25 protein-coding genes are annotated in these 25,066 nt (G+C 71.1%); 17 read left to right on the top strand and 8 right to left on the bottom strand.

What is annotated here, in order from left to right; translation table 11 throughout:
* Positions 1 to 180: 180 nt before the first annotated feature.
* The 13 genes from IE206_RS16605 (at position 181) to IE206_RS16545 (ending at position 14,555) form a co-directional block, all read left to right on the top strand.
* The gene (locus IE206_RS16605) at positions 181 to 1,542 is read left to right on the top strand and encodes a DUF6716 putative glycosyltransferase (protein WP_189962949.1); all 1,362 of its coding nucleotides are present in this window, start codon (positions 181 to 183) and stop codon (positions 1,540 to 1,542) included.
* Positions 1,542 to 2,780: an acylneuraminate cytidylyltransferase gene (locus tag IE206_RS16600; protein WP_189962948.1), complete on the top strand. Its 1,239-nt coding sequence runs from the start codon at positions 1,542 to 1,544 to the stop codon at positions 2,778 to 2,780. The genes IE206_RS16605 and IE206_RS16600 overlap by 1 nt, the downstream gene beginning before the upstream one ends.
* 15 nt (positions 2,781 to 2,795) lie before the next feature.
* Positions 2,796 to 3,743, top strand: coding sequence for an N-acetylneuraminate synthase family protein (locus IE206_RS16595; RefSeq protein ID WP_189962947.1), 948 nt, complete (start codon positions 2,796 to 2,798; stop codon positions 3,741 to 3,743).
* Positions 3,744 to 3,758: 15 nt separating this feature from the next.
* On the top strand, positions 3,759 to 4,850 hold the full coding sequence (locus IE206_RS16590) for a hypothetical protein (protein WP_189962946.1): 1,092 nt from the start codon (positions 3,759 to 3,761) through the stop codon (positions 4,848 to 4,850).
* A gap of 267 nt (positions 4,851 to 5,117) precedes the next feature.
* Entirely contained in the window at positions 5,118 to 6,344 is a 1,227-nt protein-coding gene (locus IE206_RS16585) for an amidohydrolase (protein ID WP_189963126.1), read from the top strand.
* 140 nt (positions 6,345 to 6,484) lie between these two features.
* Positions 6,485 to 7,546: a BMP family lipoprotein gene (locus IE206_RS16580; protein WP_189962945.1), complete on the top strand. Its 1,062-nt coding sequence runs from the start codon at positions 6,485 to 6,487 to the stop codon at positions 7,544 to 7,546.
* Positions 7,547 to 7,801: 255 nt separating this feature from the next.
* Positions 7,802 to 9,337 carry an ABC transporter ATP-binding protein gene (locus IE206_RS16575; protein ID WP_189963125.1) on the top strand — a complete coding sequence of 512 codons (1,536 nt, stop codon included), beginning with the start codon at positions 7,802 to 7,804 and terminating at the stop codon, positions 9,335 to 9,337.
* Positions 9,334 to 10,458, top strand: a complete 1,125-nt coding sequence (locus tag IE206_RS16570; protein WP_189962944.1) for an ABC transporter permease — start codon at positions 9,334 to 9,336, stop codon at positions 10,456 to 10,458. Before IE206_RS16575 ends, IE206_RS16570 begins: the two co-directional genes overlap by 4 nt.
* Positions 10,455 to 11,744 carry an ABC transporter permease gene (locus IE206_RS16565; RefSeq protein WP_189962943.1) on the top strand — a complete coding sequence of 430 codons (1,290 nt, stop codon included), beginning with the start codon at positions 10,455 to 10,457 and terminating at the stop codon, positions 11,742 to 11,744. Before IE206_RS16570 ends, IE206_RS16565 begins: the two co-directional genes overlap by 4 nt.
* Entirely contained in the window at positions 11,741 to 12,133 is a 393-nt protein-coding gene (locus IE206_RS16560) for a cytidine deaminase (protein ID WP_189962942.1), read from the top strand. The genes IE206_RS16565 and IE206_RS16560 overlap by 4 nt, the downstream gene beginning before the upstream one ends.
* A gap of 101 nt (positions 12,134 to 12,234) precedes the next feature.
* The gene (locus IE206_RS16555; protein WP_189962941.1) at positions 12,235 to 13,512 is read left to right on the top strand and encodes a thymidine phosphorylase; all 1,278 of its coding nucleotides are present in this window, start codon (positions 12,235 to 12,237) and stop codon (positions 13,510 to 13,512) included.
* A 109-nt stretch (positions 13,513 to 13,621) separates the two neighbouring features.
* Positions 13,622 to 14,206 carry a Uma2 family endonuclease gene (locus IE206_RS16550; protein ID WP_189962940.1) on the top strand — a complete coding sequence of 195 codons (585 nt, stop codon included), beginning with the start codon at positions 13,622 to 13,624 and terminating at the stop codon, positions 14,204 to 14,206.
* Between the two features lie 25 nt (positions 14,207 to 14,231).
* Positions 14,232 to 14,555 carry an STAS domain-containing protein gene (locus IE206_RS16545; protein WP_226598860.1) on the top strand — a complete coding sequence of 108 codons (324 nt, stop codon included), beginning with the start codon at positions 14,232 to 14,234 and terminating at the stop codon, positions 14,553 to 14,555.
* 5 nt (positions 14,556 to 14,560) lie between these two features.
* On the opposite strand, the gene IE206_RS16540 is transcribed toward IE206_RS16545, so the two are convergent.
* Entirely contained in the window at positions 14,561 to 15,562 is a 1,002-nt protein-coding gene (locus IE206_RS16540) for a sigma-70 family RNA polymerase sigma factor (RefSeq protein ID WP_189962939.1), read from the bottom strand.
* A 92-nt stretch (positions 15,563 to 15,654) separates the two neighbouring features.
* On the bottom strand, positions 15,655 to 16,938 hold the full coding sequence (locus IE206_RS16535; RefSeq protein ID WP_189962938.1) for an MFS transporter: 1,284 nt from the start codon (positions 16,936 to 16,938) through the stop codon (positions 15,655 to 15,657).
* A gap of 120 nt (positions 16,939 to 17,058) precedes the next feature.
* Between IE206_RS16535 and IE206_RS16530 the strand changes: the two genes are divergently transcribed.
* Positions 17,059 to 17,955: a LysR family transcriptional regulator gene (locus tag IE206_RS16530; protein WP_189962937.1), complete on the top strand. Its 897-nt coding sequence runs from the start codon at positions 17,059 to 17,061 to the stop codon at positions 17,953 to 17,955.
* Between the two features lie 24 nt (positions 17,956 to 17,979).
* Here IE206_RS16530 and IE206_RS16525 read toward each other — a convergent pair whose 3' ends face one another.
* Positions 17,980 to 18,756, bottom strand: coding sequence for an alpha/beta hydrolase (locus tag IE206_RS16525; RefSeq protein WP_189962936.1), 777 nt, complete (start codon positions 18,754 to 18,756; stop codon positions 17,980 to 17,982).
* A 114-nt stretch (positions 18,757 to 18,870) separates the two neighbouring features.
* On the opposite strand from IE206_RS16525, the gene IE206_RS16520 reads away from it, so the two are divergent.
* The 3 genes from IE206_RS16520 to IE206_RS16510 all read left to right on the top strand — a co-directional run bounded on the left by IE206_RS16520 (position 18,871) and on the right by IE206_RS16510 (position 21,230).
* The gene (locus IE206_RS16520) at positions 18,871 to 20,025 is read left to right on the top strand and encodes an adenosine deaminase (RefSeq protein ID WP_189962935.1); all 1,155 of its coding nucleotides are present in this window, start codon (positions 18,871 to 18,873) and stop codon (positions 20,023 to 20,025) included.
* A 125-nt stretch (positions 20,026 to 20,150) separates the two neighbouring features.
* Positions 20,151 to 20,459 (top strand): ATP-binding protein, encoded by a 309-nt coding sequence (locus tag IE206_RS16515; protein ID WP_189962934.1) that lies wholly within the window; start codon positions 20,151 to 20,153, stop codon positions 20,457 to 20,459.
* Positions 20,460 to 20,537: 78 nt separating this feature from the next.
* Positions 20,538 to 21,230, top strand: coding sequence for a hypothetical protein (locus IE206_RS16510; RefSeq protein WP_189962933.1), 693 nt, complete (start codon positions 20,538 to 20,540; stop codon positions 21,228 to 21,230).
* A 31-nt stretch (positions 21,231 to 21,261) separates the two neighbouring features.
* On the opposite strand, the gene IE206_RS16505 is transcribed toward IE206_RS16510, so the two are convergent.
* The 5 genes from IE206_RS16505 to afsQ1 form a co-directional block, all read right to left on the bottom strand.
* On the bottom strand, positions 21,262 to 21,465 hold the full coding sequence (locus IE206_RS16505; RefSeq protein ID WP_189962932.1) for a PspC domain-containing protein: 204 nt from the start codon (positions 21,463 to 21,465) through the stop codon (positions 21,262 to 21,264).
* A 98-nt stretch (positions 21,466 to 21,563) separates the two neighbouring features.
* Positions 21,564 to 22,115 carry a VanZ family protein gene (locus IE206_RS16500; protein ID WP_189962931.1) on the bottom strand — a complete coding sequence of 184 codons (552 nt, stop codon included), beginning with the start codon at positions 22,113 to 22,115 and terminating at the stop codon, positions 21,564 to 21,566.
* Between the two features lie 91 nt (positions 22,116 to 22,206).
* On the bottom strand, positions 22,207 to 22,830 hold the full coding sequence (locus IE206_RS16495; RefSeq protein WP_189962930.1) for a hypothetical protein: 624 nt from the start codon (positions 22,828 to 22,830) through the stop codon (positions 22,207 to 22,209).
* Positions 22,827 to 24,332, bottom strand: a complete 1,506-nt coding sequence (locus IE206_RS16490) for an ATP-binding protein (protein WP_189962929.1) — start codon at positions 24,330 to 24,332, stop codon at positions 22,827 to 22,829. Before IE206_RS16490 ends, IE206_RS16495 begins: the two co-directional genes overlap by 4 nt.
* 40 nt (positions 24,333 to 24,372) lie before the next feature.
* On the bottom strand, positions 24,373 to 25,050 hold the full coding sequence (afsQ1, locus tag IE206_RS16485; protein WP_189962928.1) for a two-component system response regulator AfsQ1: 678 nt from the start codon (positions 25,048 to 25,050) through the stop codon (positions 24,373 to 24,375).
* Between the last annotated feature and the right edge of the window lie 16 nt (positions 25,051 to 25,066).

The raw sequence follows: 25,066 nt of genomic DNA, 5'->3' as shown, positions 1-25,066 counted from the left end.
ACGCTATGGCGCCGCCCGTCATTCGTCCTGTCCGGCACAGAGATGCCGGGTGAACGAAGAATGGCGGGACTGTTAACCGGCCCGTCGGCCCGTCCCGCACTCCTTTCGTAGTTGCGCTGTTAACCAGTTGTTGCAGTTGAGTTGGGCCGCGAATCGGCGCGGCTTTCTAGTTTCTACGGCGTGCCATCACGTACCGATTCACGGCTGCGGATCGCGGTTCTCGCGGATTCGGACACCCGGTGGAAATGGGGTGCGCTCACCGCGCGCCGCCTCGCCGAACGGGTGCCCGAGGGCGACTGGGCCGCATCCCGTCCCGCCGCGCCCGAGCTCGACGGCTTCCTGCTGCGCGGCCGCGCCACCCCCACCCCTCGCCAGCTCGCCGAGGTGGGGGTGTCACCGGACGCCCTGCGCGAAGTGACGATGGCTCAATTTCTTGACATAGCAGTGAAGTTTGACGATGAGCGGGCATACGACGTCGTCGTGCTCGCGCTCGTCGGCGGCGCAGCCCAGGCCGCGCTGCACGGGCTCGCCGCCCGTCGGCCCGGGCACACTCGGCGGCCCGTGATCGTCACCGGCTACGTCGGCGTCGTCTACGAGAAGCTCGCCGACGGCCTGCTCCTGCGACACGGCGCGGACGTCGTGCTCGCCAACTCGCGCCACGACGCCGAGCGCTTCCGCGCGGTGTACGAGGGGGTGGGCGCCGACGCCTGTGCCGTCACCGAGGCCGCGCTGCCCTTCCTGGGCGGAGCCGCGTATCAGGAGGAGCCCGGCCGCGACACGGTCGTCTTCGCCGCCCAGCCCTCCGTCCCGGAGAGCCGCGCCGACCGGCAGTACCTATTGCGCCGCCTCGTCGACCACGCCCGGCGCCACCCCGGGCGCGAGGTCGTCCTCAAGCTCCGCTCCAAGCCCGGCGAGCACACCACGCACATCGAGGAACACCCCTTCCAGAAGCTCGCCAAGGGCATGGACCTACCGCCCAACTTCAGCCTTGCGTACGGGAACATGGGCGAGATCCTGGACCGCACCGACCTCCTGGTGACCGTGTCCTCGACCGCTGCCCTGGAGTCCCTGCACCGCTCGGTGCCGACAGCCGTCCTCACCGACCTCGGCGTACGCGAGGCCCTCGGAAACCACCACTTCCTCGGCTCCGGCTGCCTCGCCTCCTGGGACCGGCTCGACGCCGGCCACCGCCCCACGCCCGATGCCGGCTGGCTCGCCGCCCAGGGCGTGGCCCCGGGCGAGGCGTACCACCGCGCTTTCGATCACGTACGGGAGCGAATGAGCGAGTTGCTTTCGAAGGAAAGCCTGCCGCCGATCGCCCCGTACTACACCGCCGCCACCGCGCCCGGCTACCTCCCGGGCATCCTCGCCCGCCACCACCTCGCCCCCGACGGCACCCCGCTGCCGGGCGCGGCCCCCGCGAACGAGCCGACCGGCCTGCGCCGGCTGGTCCGGGACGCCGTGCGCGACGCGGCCCGCGGCGCCTACCGCCACGGCGTACAGCGGGTCGCGCCCGTGATCCGCCGGATGGGAGAACTCTGATGGCCATCTCACCGGGACCCGCGACGACGTCCCCGACGCCCTCTGCGAGTACGCCCCCGAAGGTCCTCGCCGTCATCCCCGCCCGGGGCGGCTCCAAGGGCGTGCCCGGCAAGAACCTGGCCTCCGTCGCCGGCGTCCCGCTCGTCGTGCGGGCCGTGCTCGCCTGCCGCTCGGCGCGCCTCGTCACCGACGTCGTCGTCTCCACCGACGACCCGGCGATCGCGGCCGCCGCCCGCTCGGCCGGGGCCGACGTGGTCGTCCGCCCGGCCGGGATCTCGGGCGACACCGCCTCCAGCGAGGCGGCCGTCCTGCACACCCTGGACGCCCACCCCGACACCGACGTGGTGCTGCTCGTGCAGTGCACCAGCCCGTTCCTCACCCGCGAGGACGTCGAGGGCGTCGCCGCCGCGGTCGTCGAGGACGGCGCCGAGACCGCCGTCACCGTCGCCCCCTTCCACGGCTTCCTGTGGCGCGAGGACGAGGTGGGCGGCGGGCAGGGCATGGGCCACGACAAGTCGTTCCGGCCGCGCCGCCAGGACCGCCCGCAGGACTTCCTGGAGACCGGCGCCGCGTACGCGATGGACGCCGAAGGCTTCCGTACGTACAAGCACCGCTTCTTCGGCCGCACCGCGCTCGTGCGCACCGACCCCGCCCGGGTCCTGGAGATCGACGAGCCGCACGACCTGGAGCGGGCCCGTGCGCTCGCCCCGGTCCTCGACCGGCTGCCCACCCCCACCTGCGACGACGTCGACGCGGTCGTCCTCGACTTCGACGGCACCCAGACCGACGACAAGGTCCTCGTCGACGCCGAGGGCCGCGAACTCGTCGCCGTGCACCGGGGCGACGGCCTTGGCATCGCCGCGCTGCGCCGGGCCGGTCTGAAGCTGCTCGTCCTGTCCACCGAGCAGAACCCCGTCGTCGCCGCCCGCGCCCGCAAGCTCCAGGTCCCCGTCCTGCACGGCATCGACCGCAAGGACCTCGCCCTCAAGCAGTGGTGCGAGGAGAACGGGATCGATCCGGCCCGCGTGCTCTACGCCGGCAACGACGTCAACGACCTGCCCTGCTTCGCGCTCGCCGGCTGGCCCGTGGCCGTCGGCAGCGCCCACGACTCGGTGCGCGCCGCGGCGCGTGCCGTCACCCGCACCCCCGGCGGCGAAGGAGCGATCCGCGAGATCGCCGCCTGGCTCCTCGGACCCGAGCTCGACCACACCCCACAGCCCCACCACACCCCCGCTTAGCTAAGGAACGCCCTCATGAGCAACCGTCTGCGCACCCTCGGCAGCCGCACCGCAGGTCCGGGCCACCCCGTGTACATCACCGGCGAGATCGGCATCAACCACAACGGCGACCTGGACAAGGCGGTCGCCCTGATCGACGCCGCCGCCGACGCCGGCTGCGACGCGGTCAAGTTCCAGAAGCGCACCCCGGAGATCTGCACCCCGCGCGACCAGTGGGACATCGAGCGGGACACCCCCTGGGGCCGGATGACGTACATCGACTACCGCCACCGGGTGGAGTTCGGCGAGGACGAGTACCGCACCATCGACGCGCACTGCAAGAAGCGCGGCATCGACTGGTTCGCCTCGCCGTGGGACACCGAGGCCGTCGCCTTCCTGGAGAAGTTCGACGTGCCGGCCCACAAGGTGGCCTCCGCCTCGCTCACCGACGACGAGCTCCTTCGCGCCCTGCGCTCCACCGGGCGCACCGTGATCCTCTCGACCGGCATGTCCACGCCGAAGCAGATCCGGCACGCGGTCGAGGTGCTCGGCAGCGACAACATCCTGCTGTGCCACGCCACTTCGACCTACCCGGCCAAGGCCGAGGAGCTCAACCTGCGCGTGATCAACAGCCTGATGGCCGAGTACCCGAACGTGCCCATCGGGTACAGCGGCCACGAGACCGGCCTCCAGACCACGCTCGCCGCGGTCGCCCTCGGCGCCGCCTTCGTCGAGCGCCACATCACCCTCGACCGCGCCATGTGGGGCTCCGACCAGGCCGCCTCCGTCGAGCCCGGCGGCCTCACCCGCCTGGTCCGCGACATCCGCACCATCGAGGCCGCGCTCGGCGACGGCGTCAAGAAGGTCTACGAGTCCGAGCTCGCCCCCATGAAGAAGCTGCGCCGCGTCGCCGGTGTCGTCGCCCAGGCGGAGGCCGCCGAGAGCGAGAACACCCCTGCGGACCGCGCTCCGGCCACGGTCTGAGGGGGCGGGCCCGCCGTGCCTCGGGACACCTCCGCCACCGTCGCCTTCGTGGAGAGCCCGGTCCAGCTGCTCAACGTCCTGGAGTGGGCCCATTCGCCGGGCCCGCTGCTCGACGGCGTGCCCGCGCAGCAGCGCTCCGGGGCGCCGGACCTGTCGGGTCTGACCGTCGTGGTGCTCTCGCCGACCGACCCCATGTCGCGCGGCCAGCTGCGCCGGATGGCCGAACTCGCCCGCGACGCGGGGATGCGGGTGCGCTGGGAGGAGGCCCGGGGCGGGCTCACGGCTCCGCTGCACACGATAGGCGGGCTCACCCCGATGCTGCGGCGGGCCGACCGGATCGTCATGGGCGACCCGTTCTCGCGCTACGTCCAGCTCCTTCTCACCGTCTCCCGGGCGCGCGACCTGGTGGTCGTCGACGACGGGACGGCCACCATGGAGTTCGTCTCCCAACTCGCCCGTGGCGAACGGCTGGTGCGCTGGCACCGGCGGGGCAGCCGGTCCGGGGCGCGCGACCTGCTGTTCGCGCCGGTGTCCGCGGCGGCCCGCCGCCGGCTCACCCCGGCGCGGCGCCGCGGCGTCGAAGTGTTCAGCGCGATGCCCATAGAGGCGCCCGAGGGCATCACCGTCACCCCCAACACGTTCGGCTGGACCCGCGCGGGATTCGGGCCGCCGCGCCTGACCAAGGGCGCCGACCTGGTGGGGACTTCACTCGTGGAGACCGGCGTCGTCGACCCCGAGAGCTACCTCGCGGCGGTCGGCCTCCTGGCCCGTACGCACGGCGTGACGCGCTATTTCGCGCACCGCCGGGAGTCCGCCGAGAAGCTGCACACCCTGCACGCCCGCACCGGCCTGGAGGTCGTACGCCCCGACCTGCCGCTCGAACTCATAGCGCGGCGGGGGCCGGTGGGCCGGACGATCCTGAGCTTCCCCTCCACCGTCGTCCACACCCTGCCGCTCGCGCTCGCGGGCACGGGGGTGTCCGTCGTGGTGTGCGACATAGACCCTAAGTGGCTCACGGACAGCGCCTCGCCGCGCGCCCAGGGCTTCCTCGACGGGGTGACGGGGACGGCACGCAAAGCCCATGGTCTCGCGACGGTGGCGGCCTAGGGGGGACCCAACAGCGGCCCGGCCCGGGCCCGCCGTCTCCTACCCTGGTCCCCTACCCGGTTCTCCTACCCTGGGGAGAGGGGGCTCTCCTCCTTCAGGGGAACGCCCGTTCCAGGGCATCGGGCAGAAGGACGAATTACTTTACCCAGTTGTCACGATCGACATGCGCCTTGTGACCAGCTTTCTTTCCCCTATGCGGCTGAACTTTTGTTGATCACGGGCGAGTTGACCCTTGACGAGGCCTACCCTCAACGGGTGAACCAGTTGATGTCCCGTGAGTCGTCCGAAGCCGATCTGCCCGGCGAAGCACCGCTGCCCGGCGAGCTGAGCGAGGCCCTGTGTGCCGAACTCATCGCCTTCCGCCGGGACTTGCACATGCACCCCGAACTCGGAAACCAGGAGTTCCGGACCACCGCCGCGATCCGGGCCCGCCTCGAAGCGGCCGGCCTCGAACCACGCGTACTGCCATCCGGCACGGGGCTCATGTGTGACATCGGCAGCTGGGACGGTGCGCATCCCATGCTCGCCATCCGCGCGGACATCGACGCCCTGCCCATTCCCGACGCCAAGGCGGGCGTGCCCTACCGCTCGACCGTGCCCGACCGTGCCCACGCCTGCGGCCACGACGTGCACACCACGACCGTCCTCGGCGCGGGCCTCGTCCTCGCCGAGCTGCACCGCCAGGGCCGCCTCCCCGCCCCCGTACGGCTGCTCTTCCAGCCCGCCGAGGAGGTGCTGCCCGGCGGCGCCGCGGACGCGATCGTGGCGGGTGTCCTGGACGGCGTGGGCCGCATCATCGCCGTCCACTGCGACCCGCGCGTCGACGCGGGGCGCATCGGGCTTCGCCACGGCGCCATCACCTCCGCCTGCGACCGCCTGGAGGTGTCCCTGGACGGGCCGGGCGGCCACACCGCGCGCCCGCACCTGACGACCGACCTGGTGACCGCCGTCGCGCGGGTCGCCGCCGACGTGCCCGCGCTGCTCGCCCGCCGCATCGACGCCCGCGCGGGTCTCGCCCTCACCTGGGGCCGCATCGAGGCCGGCCACGCCTGCAACGTCATCCCGATGCACGCCGAGCTGGCCGGAACCGTGCGCTGCCTGGACCTCGCGGCGTGGCGCGACGCGCCCGACCTCGTACACGCCGCGATCGACGAAGTGGCCACCCTGCACGGCGCCAAATCGGAGATCAACTACGTCCGCGGAGTGCCCCCGGTCGTCAACGATCCGGTCATCACGGAGCTGCTCCGGGACGCGATGGCGGCGCGCCGGGGACCGTATGCGATCGAGGACACGGAGCAGTCACTGGGTGGCGAGGACTTTTCGTGGTACCTGGAGCACGTACCAGGGGCGATGGCCCGCCTCGGGGTCCGTACACCGGGCTCGAATGCCCGGCTTGACCTCCATCGGGGTGATTTCGACGCGGACGAAGCCGCCATCAAGGTCGGTGTGGAACTCTTCACCGCCGCAGCGCTGCTGGACGGCAACCGCTCGTAACCGGACACTTCATCCCCTGTTCGCGGCGATTCGATAACGGCTTCCGAACAGGGCTTTACGCGACATCTACGCGCGTTACGATCCGACGCGAAACCAGCGCCGGTAGGGGCGCCTCGGTTCAGGTTTGAAGGGACCTCCTCTTGCGCCGGGTATCCAAGATCGCTGCGGCCGGTATCGCCACCGCCGCGCTCGCGCTTTCCGCCACCGCCTGTGGCTCCACGTCCTCCCAGAAGGACTCGGGCACCTCCTCGTCGTCTGCCGGCGGCAAGGGCGTCAAGATCGGTGTCGCGTACGACGTCGGCGGCCGTGGTGACCACTCGTTCAACGACTCCGCCGCGCGCGGCATCGACAAGGCCAAGTCCGAGTTCGGCGGCTCCGTCAAGGAGCTGACCGCCAAGACGACCGACACCGAGGCCGACCGCGTCCAGAAACTGAGCGACCTGGCGTCGGGCGGCTACAACCCCGTGATCGGCATCGGCTTCGCGTACGCGAACTCGATGAAGCAGGTCGCGGCGAAGTTCCCGAACACGACCTTCGGCATCGTCGACTCCGTCGTCGAGGGCCCCAAGAACGTCGACAACATCGTCTTCACCGAGGAGCAGGGCTCCTACCTCGCCGGTGTCGCGGCGGCGCTGAAGACCAAGACGGGCCACGTCGGCTTCATCGGCGGTGTGGACGTCCCCCTGATCAAGAAGTTCGAAGCGGGCTTCAACCAGGGCGTCAAGGACACCAAGGCGGACGTCAAGGTCGACAACCAGTACCTGTCGCACGGCTCGGACACCTCCGGCTTCGCCAGCCCCGACAAGGGCAAGGAAGCCGCGCAGGGCATGCTCGACAACGGCGCCGACGTGATCTACACCGCCGCCGGCTCCTCCGGCACCGGTGCGATCGAGGCCGTCGCGGGCAAGAAGGGCGCCTGGGCGATCGGTGTCGACTCCGACCAGTACCAGCAGGCCTCGCTCGACAAGTACAAGAACTCGATCCTGACCTCGGTCGTCAAGAACGTCGACATCGGCGTCTACGACCTGATCAAGTCGGTCAAGGACGGCAAGCCGCTGGTCGGCACCAACAGCTACCCGCTGGCCAAGAACGGTGTCTCGCTCGCCACCAGTGGCGGCTTCATCACCGACATCCAGCCGCAGCTCGACGCGGCCAAGAAGAAGATCGTCGACGGCTCCATCAAGGTCAAGACGACCCCGTGACCCGCGGCGGCCTCCGGCCGCCCTTGTCGCAACCGGCCCGGTGAGCAGGGACCACCCTGCCCGCCGGGCCGTAACGAAGTGTCAACTCTACGCGCGTAGGCCGGAGTTGGCGCGCCAGGAGTGTGCTGAACTACTACGCCGGGAGCCCGGCCGTACGTCAGTGCGCTTCCAGGCTTCTCCGGAAGCTCCCCGCCCCCCTGCTCCTGCCCACGAGGAGAGTGCGCCATCAACGCGTCCAGCCCTCCCGCCGTCGAACTGCGCGGCATCACCAAACGATTCCCGGGTGTCGTCGCCAACAAGGACATCGACATCACCGTCCGCAAGGGCACCGTGCACGCCCTGTGCGGTGAGAACGGCGCCGGCAAGTCGACCCTGATGAAGATCCTCTACGGCATGCAGAAGCCGGACGAGGGCACCATCACCATCGACGGCGCCGAGGCCTCCTTCTCCAGCCCGGCCGACGCCATCGCGCTCGGCATCGGCATGGTCCACCAGCACTTCATGCTGGCCGACAACCTGACCGTCCTGGAGAACGTCGTCCTCGGCGGCGAGAAGCTGTACGGCATCGGCGCCAAGGCCCGCAACAAGATCAAGGAGATCTCGGACGCGTACGGCCTCGGGGTCCGCCCGGACGTCCTGGTCGAGGACCTCGGTGTCGCCGACCGCCAGCGCGTGGAGATCCTCAAGGTCCTCTACCGCGGCGCGCGCACCCTCATCCTCGACGAGCCGACCGCGGTCCTGGTCCCGCAGGAGGTCGAGGCGCTCTTCGACAACCTGCGCGAGCTCAAGGCCGAGGGCCTGACCGTCATCTTCATCTCGCACAAGCTCGGCGAGGTGCTCTCGGTCGCCGACGAGATCACGGTGATCCGGCGCGGCACCACGGTGGGCACCGCCGACCCCCGTACGACCACCACCAAGCAGCTCGCCGAGCTGATGGTGGGCAGCGAGCTGCCCTCGCCCGAGACCCGCGAGTCGACGGTCACCACGGTCCCCATGCTCCAGGTCGCCGACCTGAGCCTGGCGGCCACCGACCCCGACGGCGTGGTCCGCGAGGTGCTCTCCTCGGTCTCCTTCACGATCCACAAGGGCGAAGTCCTCGGCATCGCGGGCGTCGAGGGCAACGGCCAGGCCGAGCTCGTCGAGGCCATCATGGGCATGCGCATCCCCGACGGCGGTGTCATCACCCTGGACACCACCGACATCTCGACGGCCCCGACGCGCAAGCGCCGCGAGGACGGCATCGGGTACATCCCCGAGGACCGCCACCGCCACGGCCTGCTCCTGGAGGCCCCGCTCTGGGAGAACCGCATCCTCGGCCACGTCACCGAGAAGCCCAACTCCAAGGGCCCCCTCCTCGACAACAAGGCCGCCCGCAGTGACACCGAGCGGATCGTGCGCGAGTACGACGTGCGCACCCCCGGCATCGAGGTCACCGCGGCGTCCCTGTCCGGCGGCAACCAGCAGAAGCTGATCGTCGGCCGCGAGATGAGCCACCACCCCAAGCTGCTGATCGCCGCGCACCCCACCCGGGGCGTGGACGTCGGCGCCCAGGCGCAGATCTGGGACCAGATCCGGGAGGCCCGCCGTGAGGGCCTCGCGGTGCTCCTGATCTCCGCCGACCTGGACGAGCTGATCGGCCTGTCCGACACCCTGCGGGTGATGTACCGGGGCCGTCTGGTCGCCGACGCAGACCCCGCCACGATCACCCCCGAAGAACTGGGTTCCGCCATGACCGGTGCCGCCACCGGCCACCTGGAGCACCACGAGAACACTGGGGGAGAGGACCGATGAAGAAGTTCACCTCCCGCATCGACAAGGAGAAGCTGCTCCTCGCGGCCGCGGCCCCCGTGCTCGCGCTCGTCGCGGCCCTTGTCGTCACCGCCCTGGTCATCCTCGCCACCGGCAAGAACCCGTTCCCGGCCTTCAACGACATGCTGTCGTACGGCTCGGCCAGCGACAGCCAGGTCTACATCCTCAACAAGGCGACGACGTACTACCTGGCGGGCATCGCCGTGGCCGTCGGCTTCCGGATGAACCTGTTCAACATCGGCGTCGACGGCCAGTACCGTCTGGCGGCCTTCCTCGCCGCGGTGGTCGGCGGCGCGATGAGCCTGCCCGGCATCGTGCAGATCCCGGTCATCATCGTCGTCGCCATGCTCGTCGGCGCGATGTGGTCGGCGGTCGCGGGCATCCTGAAGGTCACCCGGGGCGTCAGCGAGGTCATCTCGACCATCATGCTGAACGCCATCGCGACCGCGATCATCGCCTACCTCATCCAGCCCGGCCGGCTCGGCCAGCTCGACTCGGCCGGCACGCTCGTCTCGACCAAGCCGCTGCCCGACTCGGCGTGGTTCTTCACCATCGACATGGGCCCGGCCGGACAGCTGTGGGGCTTCATCGTCGTCGCCGTGCTCGCCGGCATCGCGTACTGGTTCACGCTCGGCCGCACCCGCTTCGGCTTCGACCTGCGCGCCGTCGGCCAGTCCGAGTCGGCCGCCGCCGCGAGCGGCGCCAACGTCAAGAAGATGATCATCACCAGCATGATCATCTCCGGTCTGGTGGCCGGCCTGGTGGGCATGCCCACCCTGCTCAACGACACCCACCAGTTCGACAACAGCTTCCCCACCGGGCTCGGCTTCACGGGCATCGCGATCGCGCTGCTCGGCCGCAACAACCCGATCGGCATCGGCCTCGCCGCCCTGCTGTGGGGCTTCCTGGAGCGCACCACCAACCATCTGGAATTCATCGGTTACGACAAGGAGATCCTCGGCGTCATCCAGGGCGTCATCGTCCTGTGCGTCGTGATCGCCTACGAACTCGTGCGCCGTTACGGCCTCAAGCGCCAGCAGCAGCGCGTCGGCGCCGAGCTCGCGGCCCAGGCCGCCAAGACCGAGACGGAGGTGACGGCATGAGCGTCACGACCGACACGACCACCACCCCACCGCCTCCGGCCGGGGTCAAGCGGGGCAACGCCAAGCGCAAGTTCTCCCTCGCGCAGGTCCTGATGATCATCGCGGGCGCGCTGATCCTCGTCTCCGCCGTACGCATCATCACCGGCGCCGACCAGCTCACCAGCGAGGGCCAGATCAGCGCCGCGCTCGGTCTCGCCGTGCCGATCGGGCTCGCGGGCCTGGCCGGTCTGTGGTCCGAGCGGGCCGGCGTGGTCAACATCGGCCTCGAAGGCATGATGATCCTCGGCACCTTCGGGGCCGGGTGGGTCGGCTGGCAGTCGAGCCCCTGGCTCGGACTGATCGCGGGCGTCGGCTTCGGTGTCCTCGGCGGCCTCCTCCACGCGATCGCCACCATCACCTTCGGCGTCGACCACATCGTCTCCGGTGTCGCGATCAACCTGCTCGCGCTCGGCGTGACGCAGTACCTGGCCAAGCTGTTCTTCAACAACGGCGAGGCCCAGGTCAAGGGCGGCAACCCCAAGCAGTCGCCGCCCGCCGACGCGCTGCCCAGCTTCACCATCCCGGGCCTGTCCTCCGGCCTGGAGTCGATCCAGAACCACCACTGGTTCCTCGTCTCCGACCTCGCAGGCATCCTCGGCGGCCTGGTCACCGAGGTCTCCTGGGTCACCGTCATCGCCGTGCTGCTGTTCGTCGGCACCTGGTGGATCCTGTGGAAGACCGCCTTCGGGCTGCGTCTGCGCTCCTGCGGCGAGAACCCGATCGCGGCCGAGTCCCTCGGCGTGAACGTGTACTCCTACAAGTACGCGGCGGTCGCCGTCTCCGGCGGCCTCGCCGGTCTCGGCGGCGCGTTCCTCGCCCTGGTCACCTCGCACATCTACCTGGAGGGCCAGACCGGCGGCCGTGGTTACATCGGTCTCGCCGCGATGATCTTCGGTAACTGGCGTCCGGGCGGACTCGCCATGGGCGCGGGCCTGTTCGGCTTCTCCGACGCGCTCCAGCTGCGCAACGGCGGCACCACCGTGCACGCCCTGCTGCTCCTGCTCGTCGTCCTCCTCGCGGCGCTGGCGGGCTGGAAGGCGTACAAGAAGGCGATGCTCCAGGCCGCGATCAGCGCGGTGGTGGCCGTGGCCATCCTGGTCTGGTACCTGCTGACCGACGACGTGCCCGGCGACTTCGTCGGCGCGACCCCTTACGTCGTGACGCTGCTCGTCCTGTCGCTCTCCGCCCAGCGTCTGCGGATGCCCAAGGCGGACGGCATGCGCTACCGGAAGGGCCAGGGCAAGTGACGCCGACGCCCGACTGGGAGGCGCTGCGCGCGGCCGCGCGCGAGGCCATGTCCCGCGCGTACGCGCCGTACTCGGGCTACCCGGTCGGCGCGGCGGCCCTGGTCGACGACGGACGCACCGTGACCGGCTGCAACGTCGAGAACGCCTCGTACGGCATCGGCCTGTGCGCCGAGTGCGGGCTGGTCTCGGCGCTCCAGCTCTCGGGCGGCGGCCGCCTGACGCACTTCACCTGCGTGGACGGCCACGGCGACGTGCTGGTGCCGTGCGGCCGCTGCCGCCAGCTGCTCTTCGAATTCGGCGGCCCGGAGCTCCTGTTGGAGACCCCGCAGGGTGTCCTCACGATGGCGGACATGCTGCCCCAGGCCTTCGGCCCGGACCACCTGAAGTAACCCCGCGGCCCCGCACCCTGGTGCGGGGCCGCACTTTCAACTCCCCTCTATGCGCGTAGAGTCGCGTTCGTACCAACGTGCACCAAGCCGGAAGGAATGCCATGGACGTCATCTCCGTCATCCGCACCAAGCGAGACCGGGGCGAGCTGTCTCCCGAGCAGATCGACTGGGTCATCGACGCGTACACGCGCGGCGAGGTCGCCGACGAGCAGATGTCCGCCCTTGCCATGGCGATCCTCCTCAACGGCATGAACCGCACCGAGATCGCCCGCTGGACCGCGGCCATGATCGCCTCCGGCGAGCGCATGAACTTCGACTCGCTCTCGCGCCCCACCGCCGACAAGCACTCCACCGGCGGCGTCGGCGACAAGATCACCCTGCCGCTCGCCCCGCTGGTCGCCGCGTGCGGCGCGGCCGTGCCGCAGCTCTCGGGCCGGGGCCTCGGCCACACCGGCGGCACCCTCGACAAGCTGGAGTCGATCCCCGGCTGGCGGGCGCTGCTGTCCAACGAGGAGATGCTGAACGTCCTGGACACCACGGGCGCGGTCATCTGCGCGGCGGGCGACGGCCTGGCTCCCGCCGACAAGAAGCTGTACGCCCTGCGCGACGTGACGGGCACGGTGGAGGCGATCCCCCTGATCGCCTCCTCGATCATGTCGAAGAAGATCGCGGAAGGCACCGGCTCGCTGGTCCTGGACGTGAAGGTCGGCACCGGAGCGTTTATGAAGAACATCGAGGACGCCCGGGAACTGGCCTCCACGATGGTCGCGTTGGGCACGGACAGCGGCGTGAAGACGGTCGCGCTGCTCACCGACATGTCCACCCCGCTCGGCCTGACCGCGGGCAACGCCCTCGAGGTCCGGGAATCCGTCGAGGTCCTTGCGGGCGGCGGCCCCGCCGACGTCGTCGAGCTCACCATCGCGCTCGCCCGCGAGATGCTGGACGCGGCGGGCATCAAGGACGCCGACCCGGCGAAGGCCCTCGCGGACGGCTCCGCGATGGACGTGTGGCGCCGGATGATCGCGGCCCAGGGCGGCGACCCGGACGCGACCCTGCCGGTCGCCCGCGAGCAGCACGTGATCACCGCCCCGTCCTCGGGCGTCCTGACCCGCCTCGACGCGTACGACATCGGCGTCGCCGCCTGGCGCCTGGGCGCCGGCCGCGCCCGCAAGGAGGACCCGGTCCAGGCGGGCGCGGGCGTGGAGCTCCACGCGAAGCCCGGCGACACGGTGACCGCGGGCCAGCCCCTGATGACCCTGCACACGGACACGCCGGAGAAGTTCGAGTACGCGCTGGAATCGGTGGCGGGTTCGTACGACGTGGCGCCCGCCGGTACGGGGTTCACGGCGAACCAGATCGTGCTGGAGCGCATCGCCTGAGCTGGGCCTGCTCAGGGAGTGGCCTCGTACGGGTGAACGGGATCGGTGGACCCCCTCCGGTCCCGTTCGGCATGCTGGAGTCGTGACGAACCGACGCAAGGAGACCGCCGTGAGCGCACTCACGGTTGGCCACGAGCCCGGCCAGGGCTGGGACGATCTTGTCCGCCTCTGGGAGGAGACGGATGCACCCGAGGGCTCCAAGGTGGAGATCATCGAGGGGGTCGTCACTTTGTCACCAACGCCATCGATCGAGCACAACGACATCGCTGACACTGTTCAGCGGCAGCTCTACCCCGTGATCCCTACGGACTGGGGCATCTACCAAACGCTTGCGGTCGCGATCCCGTCCCGGCACGGAATGTACGTCCCGGACCTGTTGGTGGTTCCCAGAGATGCGCTGACCGTCGGCAGGAACTTCATCCCTGCCGACGTGGCCGAGTTGGTAGTCGAGATCACCTCACAGTCCAACGCGAGCCATGACCGCATCACGAAGGTCGCCGGATACGCACAGGCTGGCGTACCGCTCTACCTGTTGATCGACCGCTGGGCGCCCGGCGGGCCCACCGTGATGCTGTACGGCGAGCCGAAGGGCGATGTCTACCGAACGCTCGCGGGAGGAAAGTTCGGCGAGGCGATCAAGCTGCCCGCGCCCTTCGGCCTGACGATCGAGACGGCAGGCTTCCCCGGGCGTTAGGCCGAGCCGACGGGGCGGCCCACCGATGAGTTCCGCCGATCACGCCGGTCTCACCAGCATGAGCCTGGAAGCCCCCGACTCCGCCGAACACCCCGTCCTCGTCGTCCCCGCCCCCCTCACCTTCGCCGACGTCCCGCTCCTGTGCGAGCGGCTGCGCGCGCTCTACGGGGCCGGGGTCGACGAGGTGGTGTGCGACCTCGCCGCACTGGGCCGGGCGGATCTGGCCGCCGTGGAAGCCGTGGCCCGGCTGCGGCTCACCGCCCGGCGGGCCGGGGGCCGCGTCCGGATGCGGAATGCGGGGGCGGGGCTCGTGGCTCTGCTGGAGCTGGCGGGGCTGGGGGTCGACTGAGCCCCTCAGGGCGCCGGGACCGGGTGGCCCTCCTCGTCCAGGCGGGCGGGCAGATCGAACAGCGGGAACCACCGCTCCGTGTCCAGGAACGAGCAGATGCCGGAGACCTTGCCGCCGCTCGTCTCGATCACCATCAGGGCCCAGGGCGTGAACCCGCCCTTCTCGTGGTCCGGGTGGTAGTGCGCGAAGGCGGGCGTTCCGTTCGCCACCGTGGGGAGCAGGCGGGAGCCCCGGCAGACTTCGCCCACGCCCAGCATCCAGCCCACGATGTCGTCGTGGCCGCGCAGCCACAGGTCGTACGGCGGCATCGACAGCGTGGCGTCCTCGTGGAGCAGGGCGGTCAGGGCCGTCATGTCGTAGCCCTCGAAGGCCGCCACGTACCGGTCCAGGAGCTTTTGCTGCTCCTCGTCGAGGGGATCGGCCGCGTCCGACTGCTTCGGCTCTGCTTCGGCGAGCGTTGAACGGGCGCGCTGCAACGCCGAGTTGACCGAGGCGACGCTCGTGTCGAGCAGCTCGGCGACCTCGCTCGCCTTCCACGCGAGCACCTCGCGCAGGATCAGCACCGCCCGCTGCTTGGGCGGCAGATGCTGGAGCGCGGCCACGAACGCGAGCCGCACCGACTCGCGGGCCAGCGCCGCCTCCGCCGGGTCCTCGGTCGTCGGCAGCACCCGCCCGTCCGGCACCGGCTCCAACCAGGTCACCTCCGGGCGGGAGTTGAGCTGGGCGCCCGCGACCGGCGTCGCCGCCGTCAGGTCCATGGGGCGGGCCCGTTTGCTGCCCGCGGTCAGCATGTCCAGGCACACGTTCGTCGCGATGCGGTACAGCCACGAGCGCAGTGAGGCGCGGCCCTCGAACTTGTCGATGCTGCGCCACGCCCGCACCAGCGTGTCCTGCACCGCGTCCTCCGCCTCGAAGGCCGAGCCGAGCATCCGGTAGCAGTACCCCGTCAGCTCCCTGCGGTGCCCTTCGAGGCGTACGTCCAGATCCGCCGCTGCCAGATCACTCATCGGTCCACCCCGTGTCGTGCCGCGCAAATACCAGCACTTCGGAAGCTACCCGACCCCACTGACAATCGCGCGTGAACCGACGAAAGCGCAGGTCAGTGGCGTGCGTGGACCAGGTGCAGACGGTGGGTGCGGCGCTCGGCGCGGGCCGCGTGCGAGCCGTACAGGGTGACCGATACGACGCCGAGGACCGCCAGGATGCCGAGCAGCACCGTGGCCGGCCAGCCCGCCGCGTGGAAGGCGACCGCGCCGAGCGTGCCGCCCGCGCTGGAGCCCAGGTAGTAGGCGGACTGGTAGAGCGCGGACGCCTGCGCGCGGCCGTGCTTGGCGGTGTGGCTCACCGAGGACGAGGCGACCGCGTGGCCCGCGAAGAAGCCCGCCGTGATCAGGACCAGGCCCGCCAGGATCGCGGGCAGGGAGCTCGCGAGCGAGAGCAGCAGGCCCGCCGCCGTCGTGGAGACCGCCAGGTACAGGGCGCCCCGGCGGCCCACCCGGGCCACCAGCTTGCCGGCCGCGGCCGAGGAGACCGTACCGACCAGGTAGACCAGGAAGATCGAGCCGATCAGGCCCTGGGGCAGGTTGAAGGGCGCCGCCGTGAGCCGGTAGCCGATCACCGTGTAGACCGCGCCGAACACCGTCATGAACAGTGCGCCGATCGCGTACAGGCGCACCAGGAGCGGGTCGGCGAGGTGGCCGCGCACCGTACCGGCCAGGGCGCGCGGGTTCAGCGAACCCGGCGTGAAGTTACGGGCCTTGGGGAGCAGCAGGCGGAACGCCACCGCGCACACCGCGGCCAGCGCGCCCACCGAGAGCAGCGCCGCGCGCCAGCCCCAGGCCTGCGCCACCCAGCCGGTCAGGATGCGTCCGCTCATGCCGCCGATCGAGTTGCCCGCGACGAACAGGCCGATCGCCGCGACCAGCGCCTTCGGCTTCACTTCCTCCGCCAGGTACGCCATCGCCGACGCGGGAAGCCCCGCGATCGCCGCGCCCTGCACCGCGCGCAGCGCCACCAGCCAGCCCACGTTGGGCGCGAACGGGACGAGCAGGCCCACCGCGACCGCGATCGCCAGGGACACCGTCATCATCCGGGTCCGCCCGAACCGCTCGGACAGCGCGCTCAGCGGCAGCACGAACAGGGCGAGCGCGCCGGTGGCCGCCGACACCGTCCAGCTGGCCGCGCTCGCCGTGGCCCCGAGGTCCGCGGAGATCAGCGGCAGCAGGGCCTGGGTGGAGTAGAGGAGGGCGAAGGTGGCGACACCGGCGGCGAAGAGCGCGAAGCTCATCCGGCGGTAACCGGCGGCGCCCGGGGTGAGCTGGAGCGGGGAAGGCGAGGTGGAGGCGCCCACGGTGGTGGACGCCCCGGTACTGGCAGGAGGCATACGGAGACCGTAGGCCTGCCTGCATTTATGCGTCCAATGCACAGATGGGCGACAATCGATCCACTCATGCATCAAGCGAGGTCAGGGGCGCGCGTGTCATTGAACAGTTACGAAGAAGACATGGCGATGGCATTGGCGCCGCGCCTCGCCTACTTCGCGGGAGTGGCCCGGCACGAGCACGTCACCCGCGCCGCGCACGAGCTCGGCGTGCCCCAGTCGACCCTCTCGCGCGCCATGGTCCGCCTCGAAGAGGACCTGGGCGTCGCCCTGTTCGCGCGCAAGGGCCGCACCGTCTCGCTGACCGCCGCGGGCCGCACCTTCCTCGGCTCCGCCGAGCGGGCGCTGGCCGAGGTCGGCCGGGCCGCCGAGTCGGTGCGCGCGGACGCCGACCCGGCGGCCGGCAGGGTCGCCTTCGGCTTCCTGCACACCATGGGCTCCGAAACCGTGCCGGGCCTCATCCGGGCCTTCCGGGTCGACCACCCCCGCATCCGCTTCACCCTCGTACAGAACTACGGCGAGGCGATGATCGAGCGGCTGCGGGCCGGGGAGCTCGACCTGTGTCTGACCTCGCCCGTGCCGGACGCGCCCGACCTGGCGGCCCGGCGCCTGGACGAGCAGCGGCTGCGCCTGGTGGTGCCGGACGACCACCGGCTCGCAGGCCGCAAACGCGTGCGGCTCGCGGAGGCCGCCGACGAGACCTTCGTGACCCTGGAACCGGGCTACGGCCTGCGTCGCATCACCGACGACCTGTGCGCGGAGGCGGGGTTCGCGCCGCGCATCGCCTTCGAGGGCGAGGAGGCCGAGACGCTGCGCGGACTGGTCGCGGCCGGGCTCGGCGTGGCACTGCTCCCGCCGCCCGCGGTCGCCCGGCCGGGCGTCGTCGAACTGACCGTCACCGCCCCGCGTGCGGTGCGCGAGATCGGGGTCGCCTGGCTGGACGGCCACCCGGACGCCCCGCCGGTGGCCGCCTTCAAGTCCTTCCTGCTGTCCCGCCGGGGCAAGCTGATCCCCGAGTAGCTGGTACGAATCCGGGTGACTCCCTTATTTTTTGCGGGACTTGCCGAGTGACTTGCCGAAGCCCGCGGCCAGCGGCATGCGCAGGCCCAGCGGAGGCGGCGCCGCGAACGCGTCCGTGACCGGGCGGGTGTACGGGCGCGAGAACAGCGTGCCGAAGACGAAGTCGACGGCCAGCGCGTGGACTTCGGGGCGGTGCTGGCGCAGCGCGTGGCCGTCGGAGTGGACCTCGAAGCGGCAGGTGTCGCGGTTGGCCTTCTTGACGCGCTCGGCAAGGCGATAGGACAGCTCCGGGTCGGTGCGCGCGTCATTGGTGCCGTGCACGATCATCACGCGCCGGCCCACCAGCTGCTTCACCGGCTCCAGCTCGGCCGCCACGTCGTCCTCGGGGATCCAAGGGGCGAGCGCCAGAACCGAGTTGACCGCCGGATGGCCCGCCGCGCGCAGCGCCGCCCGGCCGCCCATGCCGTGCCCGGCCAGGCACACCGGCACGTCTCCGTAGCGCCGTACGACCTCGTCCGCGGCCCAGTCGGCGTCCGTGGCGAGCCGGGCGTCGCCGCCGTTCCAGCCCTGGCCGCGATAGTGCACGGCGTGCGCCACCAGGCCCTCCTCGCGCCCGTCCCGGGCCAGCCTGCGGGCCAGTGGCAGGGCTGCCGCGTACGCGATGGGGGAGGGCCGGCGTGCCGAGACGGGGTCGCCGTCCGGGAGCACGAGGACCACACCGCTGACCGTCGCGCCGGGGCCCCTCGCGCCGACGGCCCGTCCCAGCCGGGCAGCAGGCAGGGGAATCGCTTGCTGTGCCATGGCAGAACAGTCTCAGAAGCCCGGGTGTACTCCACCCGTCTGCACGGTCACTGTTACGTATCGACGGCGTTCGTACGCCCGGTGATCTACGCGCGTAGGGGCTAGAGTGCGCAGATGACGAGCCAGACCGCATCCGTACCCACCCCGGATCAGATCAGCCGTGCCCCGAAGGTGCTGCTCCACGACCACCTCGACGGGGGTCTTCGACCCGGGACCATCATCGACATCGCCGAAGCGACCGGATATACGGGACTGCCCGAGACCGAGGCCGACAAGCTCGGCATCTGGTTCCGCGAGGCCGCCGACTCGGGCTCCCTGGAACGGTACTTGGAGACCTTCGCGCACACCTGCGCCGTCATGCAGACCCGCGACGCGCTGTACCGCGTCGCCGCCGAGTGCGCCGAGGACCTCGCCGAGGACGGCGTCGTCTACGCCGAGGTTCGCTACGCGCCCGAGCAGCACCTGGAGCAGGGCCTCACCCTCGAAGAGGTCGTCGAGGCCGTCAACGCGGGCTTCCGCGAGGGCGAGCGGCGGGCCCGCGCGAACGGCCACCGCATCCGGGTGGGCGCGCTGCTCACCGCGATGCGGCACGCGGCCCGCGCCCTGGAGATCGCCGAACTCGCCAACTCCTACCGGGACTCGGGCGTCGTCGGCTTCGACATCGCGGGCGCCGAGGCCGGCTTCCCGCCCACCCGCCACCTCGACGCCTTCGAGTACCTCAAGCGCGAGAACAACCACTTCACCATCCACGCGGGCGAGGCCTTCGGCCTGCCGTCGATCTGGCAGGCGCTCCAGTGGTGCGGCGCCGATCGGCTCGGCCACGGGGTGCGCATCATCGACGACATCGAGGTCGCCGACGACGGCAGCGTGAAGCTCGGCCGCCTCGCCTCGTACGTGCGTGACAAGCGGATCCCGCTGGAGATGTGCCCGACCTCGAACCTCCAGACCGGCGCCGCGACCTCCTACGCGGACCACCCCATCGGGCTGCTCCGCAAGCTGCACTTCCGGACCACCGTGAACACCGACAACCGGCTGATGTCGGGCACCAGCATGAGCCAGGAATTCGAGCACCTGACGAATTCGTTCGGCTACACGCTGGAGGACATGCAGTGGTTCACGGTCAATGCGATGAAATCAGCATTCATTCCTTTCGATGAACGACTGGCCATGATCAATGACGTGATCAAGCCCGGATATGCCGAGCTGAAGTCCGAATGGCTGTTCCAGCAGACCGCCACGACCAGTGGTTCTGCGGTCGCGGGCGGCTGATCTTAGGTATAGGAAAACGGCCGTGAGTGTGAACTCACGGCCGTTTTGCTGTGTTTGCGGCCCAGGTGTTCGGCTGACTAGCTTGGCGAGTCGCTCACCTTTCCCACCCCAAGGACATATTTCTGATGAAGCAGTCTGCCAAGACGCTCGCTGTCGTTGCCCTCGGTGCCGCCTTTGCCGCCGCTGCCGCCGGGACGGCCTCCGCCGTCCCCTCGCTTCCGAACCTGGGATCGCTGTCGACCGTCACCACGGGGACCCCGGTCGGCACGGTCGGCAAGGCGATGCCCGCAGCCAGCTCCAAGAAGGCGGCGCCGGCCGTTCAGCAGCAGGAGAGCAGCGACCCGGTGGGCACCCTGCTCGGCGGCATGCCGGCCGGCCCCGTGGCGAGCAACCTCTCCGGCGCCGCCACCCTGCCCGGTGGCCTCACCGGCTGAGCAGGCCTCGCGCCCTGCCGGGGCGCACACCCGTGAGCCGGGTGTGCGCCCCGGTGGTGTGTGAGTAGGGTCGTGATCATGCGTCCGAAGGCATACGCCCGTGCGGCGGTGCTCACCCTGACCGCGCTGCTCGGCGCCGCCTGCGCCGGACCTCCGGACGGCCCGGTCGAATCCGTGAGCGGCCGGGACCGGACGCCGACTGCCTTGCAGCGAGCCGCACTTGAGCCGGGCGACGTGCCCGGATACGAGGTCTCCGGCGATCGCTCGCCCGACGCCGCCCGGGACGCCCCGATCGCCGACCGCGCCGCGTGCGCGCCGCTCGCCGAGGTGATGGGCGAGGCGCCCGACGACCGGGCCCGCGCGACGGTGAGCCGCGGCCTCGGCTCGCGGAACACCCCGGGCCTCGCGGTATCGGCCTCGCTGTCCGCGTACTCCGCACCGGACGCGAAGCGCCTGATCACGGAGCTGAGGACGGCCCTGGCCCGCTGCGGCAACGAATTCAGCACGGTCCTCGACGGCCGCAGGGCTGCGTACCGGGATGTGCGTGCCGTGCCGTACGCGGTGAAGGGCGACGAGTCGGTCGGCTGGAGGGCATCCGCGCTTGTCCAGGGGGCGCCTGCACCCGTGCACATCGTCGTGGTGCGCCAGGGCGTCACCATCGTGCGGTTCATGGCGATCAACGTGTCCGGGCGGGCGCCCGCGACGGTGACCGTGCCGCACGAGGTCGCCGACCGGCAGCTCGACAAGCTGGCCCGGACCGTCGAGGGCTGAGAGGTCCGGACGCAGACTCCGGCTACGAGGACTACCAGGCGGCGCGCGGGGACTTCTCGGAGGGGATCAGGGCCCACATCGCCAGGTAGATCAGGAACTGGGGTCCCGGGAGCAGGCACGAGACGAGGAAGATCACGCGCATCGTGGTCGCGGAGGTGCCGAAGCGCCGGGCCAGCGCTGCGCACACTCCGCCGATCCGGCGGCCTTCGGTCGGGCGGACAAGAGGGGCGCTCATGGCAGGCTCCTTCGGAGCTGGAGTGGGGGAGCCGCTTCTTGGTGGGCTCCCTTGCGATGTCTCCATGCTCCCGCCCGCAATGCGGGCAAACCATCGGGCTAAGGGGCGATCCCGACCCTGGGAATCGTCGGGGTCCGCCCCTGAGGGGACTCCTCCCGAAGGACGGCTGCGGGCCGCTCGTGCTGGTTCCTGCGGCGGAGGCCCCGCCGCCACGCCGGCACCACCGCGAGGTGGGCGAGGGCGATGCCGGTGGTGTTCAGGAGCAGCGAGTCCACATCGGGGACCTGGCCGGGCACGGCCGTCTGCAGCAGGGCGATGCCGAGCGAGATCAGGGCGCCGGTGAGCACGGTGCGTACCAGGGAGGCGAGCGGGGAGACCTGGAGGCGGCCGCCGACCATCGGGAGCAGCACCCCCAGCGGGGCGAGAAGCAGCAGGCCCTCGCCGATCTGGTGGGCCGCTTCGAGGGGCCCGAGCGCGAGGTCGGCCTTGATGCCGGCGAACGGCGTCAGATTGGTGGCCGTCACCCACATCACGTCCCGTGGCCGCAGCGAGGTCCACGCCACGAGCAGCAGATGCGCGAGGAGGAGGACGAACCCCACCACGCGGAACCGGATGACGGCGCTGCCGCCTTGACCATGACGCTGCTGCACGCCCCCCAAGACGCGGGCCGCGGCGGGAACGGTTCCGCCGCGGACGGGTGATTCCGGCTGCCCGCCCGCGGCCCGGCCCACCGGGCACCCGCTACGTGCGGGTGGGGCGGGGGATGTCGCCGAGGGTGGCCGCGCTGTCCGGCCGGGACTTCATCTCCGAGGTGCAGGTGTAGCGGCGCGCCGGGTCCTCGCCGGGGCCGCCGAGGACCACCTGCTGGGAGCCGGGCGCCGTCGGGGTGTTCTCCGCGTACGTGCAGACCACCTGCGACAGCGCGAGCGCCGAGAGGTCCTCCGGGTTGCGGCTGAGGCGCAGCGCGCCCGGCGGGTCGTTCTTGTGCGCCGCCGTGACGGTGAGCGGTCCCTTGACCTCCGTGGTGAACCCGGCGTCCTTCTCGTCGCCCGACGGCTGCGCGATGAGCTCGTCGAGCAGCGCCTGCGCGAAGCGGAGCCGGTCCTCGGCACCCTTGTTCTCCGGGATCCGCACCGAGCGCTGGGCGGTGACCAACTGCGCCCCGCACACCAGATAGACCTGCACGGTGACTCCCTCGAACTGCGGGGCGACCGCGCCGTCCGGCACCTCGCACGGCACCCGGGACGGCGCCGGGCCCGCGTCGACGGGCACCGAGGTGGGCCGGATGCCGCAGCCGGTGGCCGCGGTGCCCAGCGCGAGCAGCCCGGCCAGCGCGGCGGCTGCCCGGCGACGTCGTCCTCTCACTGCTCAGCGCCTCCTTCCGGCGTCTCGGCGGTGGCGGGCGGGGTGGCGTCCAGCGGAAGCCGCAGCACGAACACGGCGCCGCCTTCGGGGGAGTTGGCGGCACTGATGTCGCCGCCGTGGATGTGCGCGTTCTCCATCGCGATGGACAGGCCGAGCCCGCTGCCCTCCGAGCGCGGACGCGAGGCGCTGGCCTTGTAGAACCGGTCGAAGACGTGCGGCAGCACCTCCTCGGGGATGCCGGGCCCGTGGTCGCGTACCGCGATCACCAGCTCGTCGCCCTCGACGCGCACCGAGACCCGCACCGGCGAGCCGCCGTGCTTGAGGGCGTTGCCGATCAGGTTGGCGAGCACGACGTCGAGGCGGCGCGGGTCGAGGCGGGCCATGATGCCGCGCTCGGCGTCGAGTTCGACGGCGTCCAGCCAGGCCCGGGTGTCGATGCACGCGGTGATCTGGTCGGCGATGTCCACGTCGTCCAGGACGAGCCGGGCGGTGCCCGCGTCGAAGCGGGTGACCTCCATCAGGTTCTCGACCAGGATGTTCAGGCGCCGGGTCTCGGAGACCACGAGCCGCACCGCGGGCGCGATCATCGGGTCGAGGCTGTCCTCCTCCTCGTCGAGGACCTCGGCGACGGCGGTGAGCGCGGTCAGCGGCGTACGCAGCTCGTGCGACATGTCGGCCACGAAGCGGCGGCTCGCCTCCTCGCGCGCGCTCATGTCCGTGACCTTCTTCTCCAGGGCCTCGGCCGTCCGGTTGAACGTCCTGGACAGATCGGCGAGTTCGTCCGTGCCGGAGACCCTGAGGCGGGTGTCGAGCTTGCCCTCGCCGAGCCTGCGCGCCGCGTCCCCGAGCCGCTGCACCGGCCGCAGCACGGTGGTGGCGGCCGCCTGCGCGAGCAGCGCCGAGGCGAGCAGCGCGAGGAAGGTGGCGATGCCGAGCGACCAGGCGAGGGAGTTGAGGTCGCGCCGCTCCTGGTCGAGCGGGGCCAGCATGTAGCCGGTCGGCCCGGCCCCGATGATCTTCGTGCCGCCGACCAGGTACGGGTGCCCGTGCAGCGTGATCCGCTGCCAGAACAGGTGGTACGGGTAGGCGTTGGTCCCCGTCACCTTCTGCTTCTTGTCGACCGCTTCCTGCAGCGACTTGGGTACGTCGTCGAGCGTGAAGCCGTCCACGTTCGACGCCCCGATGATCGGCTTGCCGGGGGCGCGCTCGGCCACGAGCAGCACGTTGTAACGGGAGTTGCTGCTGTCCGCCATCTGCTTGGCGGCCACCTGCAGGTCGTGCTCGACCGGCTGCAGCGGCAACGAGGCCGCCCGGTTCTGCATGCCCTGACGGAAGTCGTTGAGCGCCGAGTCCTGTGTACGGACCAGCACGGCCTCGCGGTTGAGCCAGTACGCGATGCCGGACGCGGAGACGGCCGCGGTCAGCGCCACGAGCGCGAACACCACGACGAGGCGCAGCCGCAGACTGGTCCAGCGCAGACCGGCGAGTATCGCTCGCTTCACTTGCCCTGCTTATCGGGGGTACGGGGGTGGTGCGACGGGTTCACGAGGGGGTGTCCAGGCGGTAGCCCACGCCACGGACGGTACGGATCAGCGTCGGCGAGGACGGCACGTCCTCGACCTTGGCGCGCAGCCGCTGCACACAGGCGTCGACGAGCCGGGAGTCGCCCAGGTAGTCGTGCTCCCACACGAGGCGGAGCAGCTGCTGGCGGGAGAGCGCCTGGCCCGGCCGGCGGCTCAGTTCGAGGAGCAACCGCAGCTCGGTGGGCGTGAGTTGAAGGTCCTCGCCGTTCTTGGTGACCGTCATCGCGGCCCGGTCGATCACCACGTTGCCGAACGCCGCCGAGTCGGTGGACTCCCGCTCGCCGCGCCGCAGGACGGCCCGGATCCGGGCGTCGAGGACCCGCCCCTGGACCGGCTTGACCACATAGTCGTCGGCGCCGGACTCCAGGCCCACCACCACGTCGATGTCGTCGTTGCGCGCGGTCAGCAAAATGATCGGCAGCTGGTCGGTGCGCCGGATCCGGCGGCACACCTCGAAGCCGTCGATCCCGGGCAGCATCACGTCCAGCACGATCAGGTCCGGCCGCTGCTCGCGCAGCAGTTTCAGGCCGTCCTCTCCCGTCGCCGCGGTGGCCACACGGTGGCCCTGGCGTGACAGGGAGAGTTCGAGGGCCGTGCGGATGGCGTCGTCGTCCTCGATCAGCAACAGGAAAGGCACAGAGGTCATTCTGGCC

The organism is Streptomyces violascens (assembly GCF_014649955.1).
Taxonomy (GTDB): Bacteria; Actinomycetota; Actinomycetes; order Streptomycetales; family Streptomycetaceae; genus Streptomyces; species Streptomyces violascens.
Note: the sequence above shows the minus strand (reverse complement) of the source record. Positions and strands in the feature narration are given on the sequence as shown.

Bases quoted from the DNA above. Each gene is read 5' to 3' on its own strand.
- IE206_RS16600 (WP_189962948.1), top strand. From the start codon at position 1,542: ATGGCCATCTCACCGGGACCCGCGACGACGTCCCCGACGCCCTCTGCG.
- IE206_RS16595 (WP_189962947.1), top strand. From the start codon at position 2,796: ATGAGCAACCGTCTGCGCACCCTCGGCAGCCGCACCGCAGGTCCGGGC.
- IE206_RS16585 (WP_189963126.1), top strand. From the start codon at position 5,118: ATGTCCCGTGAGTCGTCCGAAGCCGATCTGCCCGGCGAAGCACCGCTG.
- IE206_RS16570 (WP_189962944.1), top strand. From the start codon at position 9,334: ATGAAGAAGTTCACCTCCCGCATCGACAAGGAGAAGCTGCTCCTCGCG.
- IE206_RS16565 (WP_189962943.1), top strand. From the start codon at position 10,455: ATGAGCGTCACGACCGACACGACCACCACCCCACCGCCTCCGGCCGGG.
- IE206_RS16555 (WP_189962941.1), top strand. From the start codon at position 12,235: ATGGACGTCATCTCCGTCATCCGCACCAAGCGAGACCGGGGCGAGCTG.
- IE206_RS16545 (WP_226598860.1), top strand. From the start codon at position 14,232: ATGAGTTCCGCCGATCACGCCGGTCTCACCAGCATGAGCCTGGAAGCC.
- IE206_RS16540 (WP_189962939.1), bottom strand. From the start codon at position 15,562: ATGAGTGATCTGGCAGCGGCGGATCTGGACGTACGCCTCGAAGGGCAC.
- IE206_RS16535 (WP_189962938.1), bottom strand. From the start codon at position 16,938: ATGCCTCCTGCCAGTACCGGGGCGTCCACCACCGTGGGCGCCTCCACC.
- IE206_RS16530 (WP_189962937.1), top strand. From the start codon at position 17,059: ATGGCGATGGCATTGGCGCCGCGCCTCGCCTACTTCGCGGGAGTGGCC.
- IE206_RS16525 (WP_189962936.1), bottom strand. From the start codon at position 18,756: ATGGCACAGCAAGCGATTCCCCTGCCTGCTGCCCGGCTGGGACGGGCC.
- IE206_RS16520 (WP_189962935.1), top strand. From the start codon at position 18,871: ATGACGAGCCAGACCGCATCCGTACCCACCCCGGATCAGATCAGCCGT.
- IE206_RS16515 (WP_189962934.1), top strand. From the start codon at position 20,151: ATGAAGCAGTCTGCCAAGACGCTCGCTGTCGTTGCCCTCGGTGCCGCC.
- IE206_RS16510 (WP_189962933.1), top strand. From the start codon at position 20,538: ATGCGTCCGAAGGCATACGCCCGTGCGGCGGTGCTCACCCTGACCGCG.
- IE206_RS16505 (WP_189962932.1), bottom strand. From the start codon at position 21,465: ATGAGCGCCCCTCTTGTCCGCCCGACCGAAGGCCGCCGGATCGGCGGA.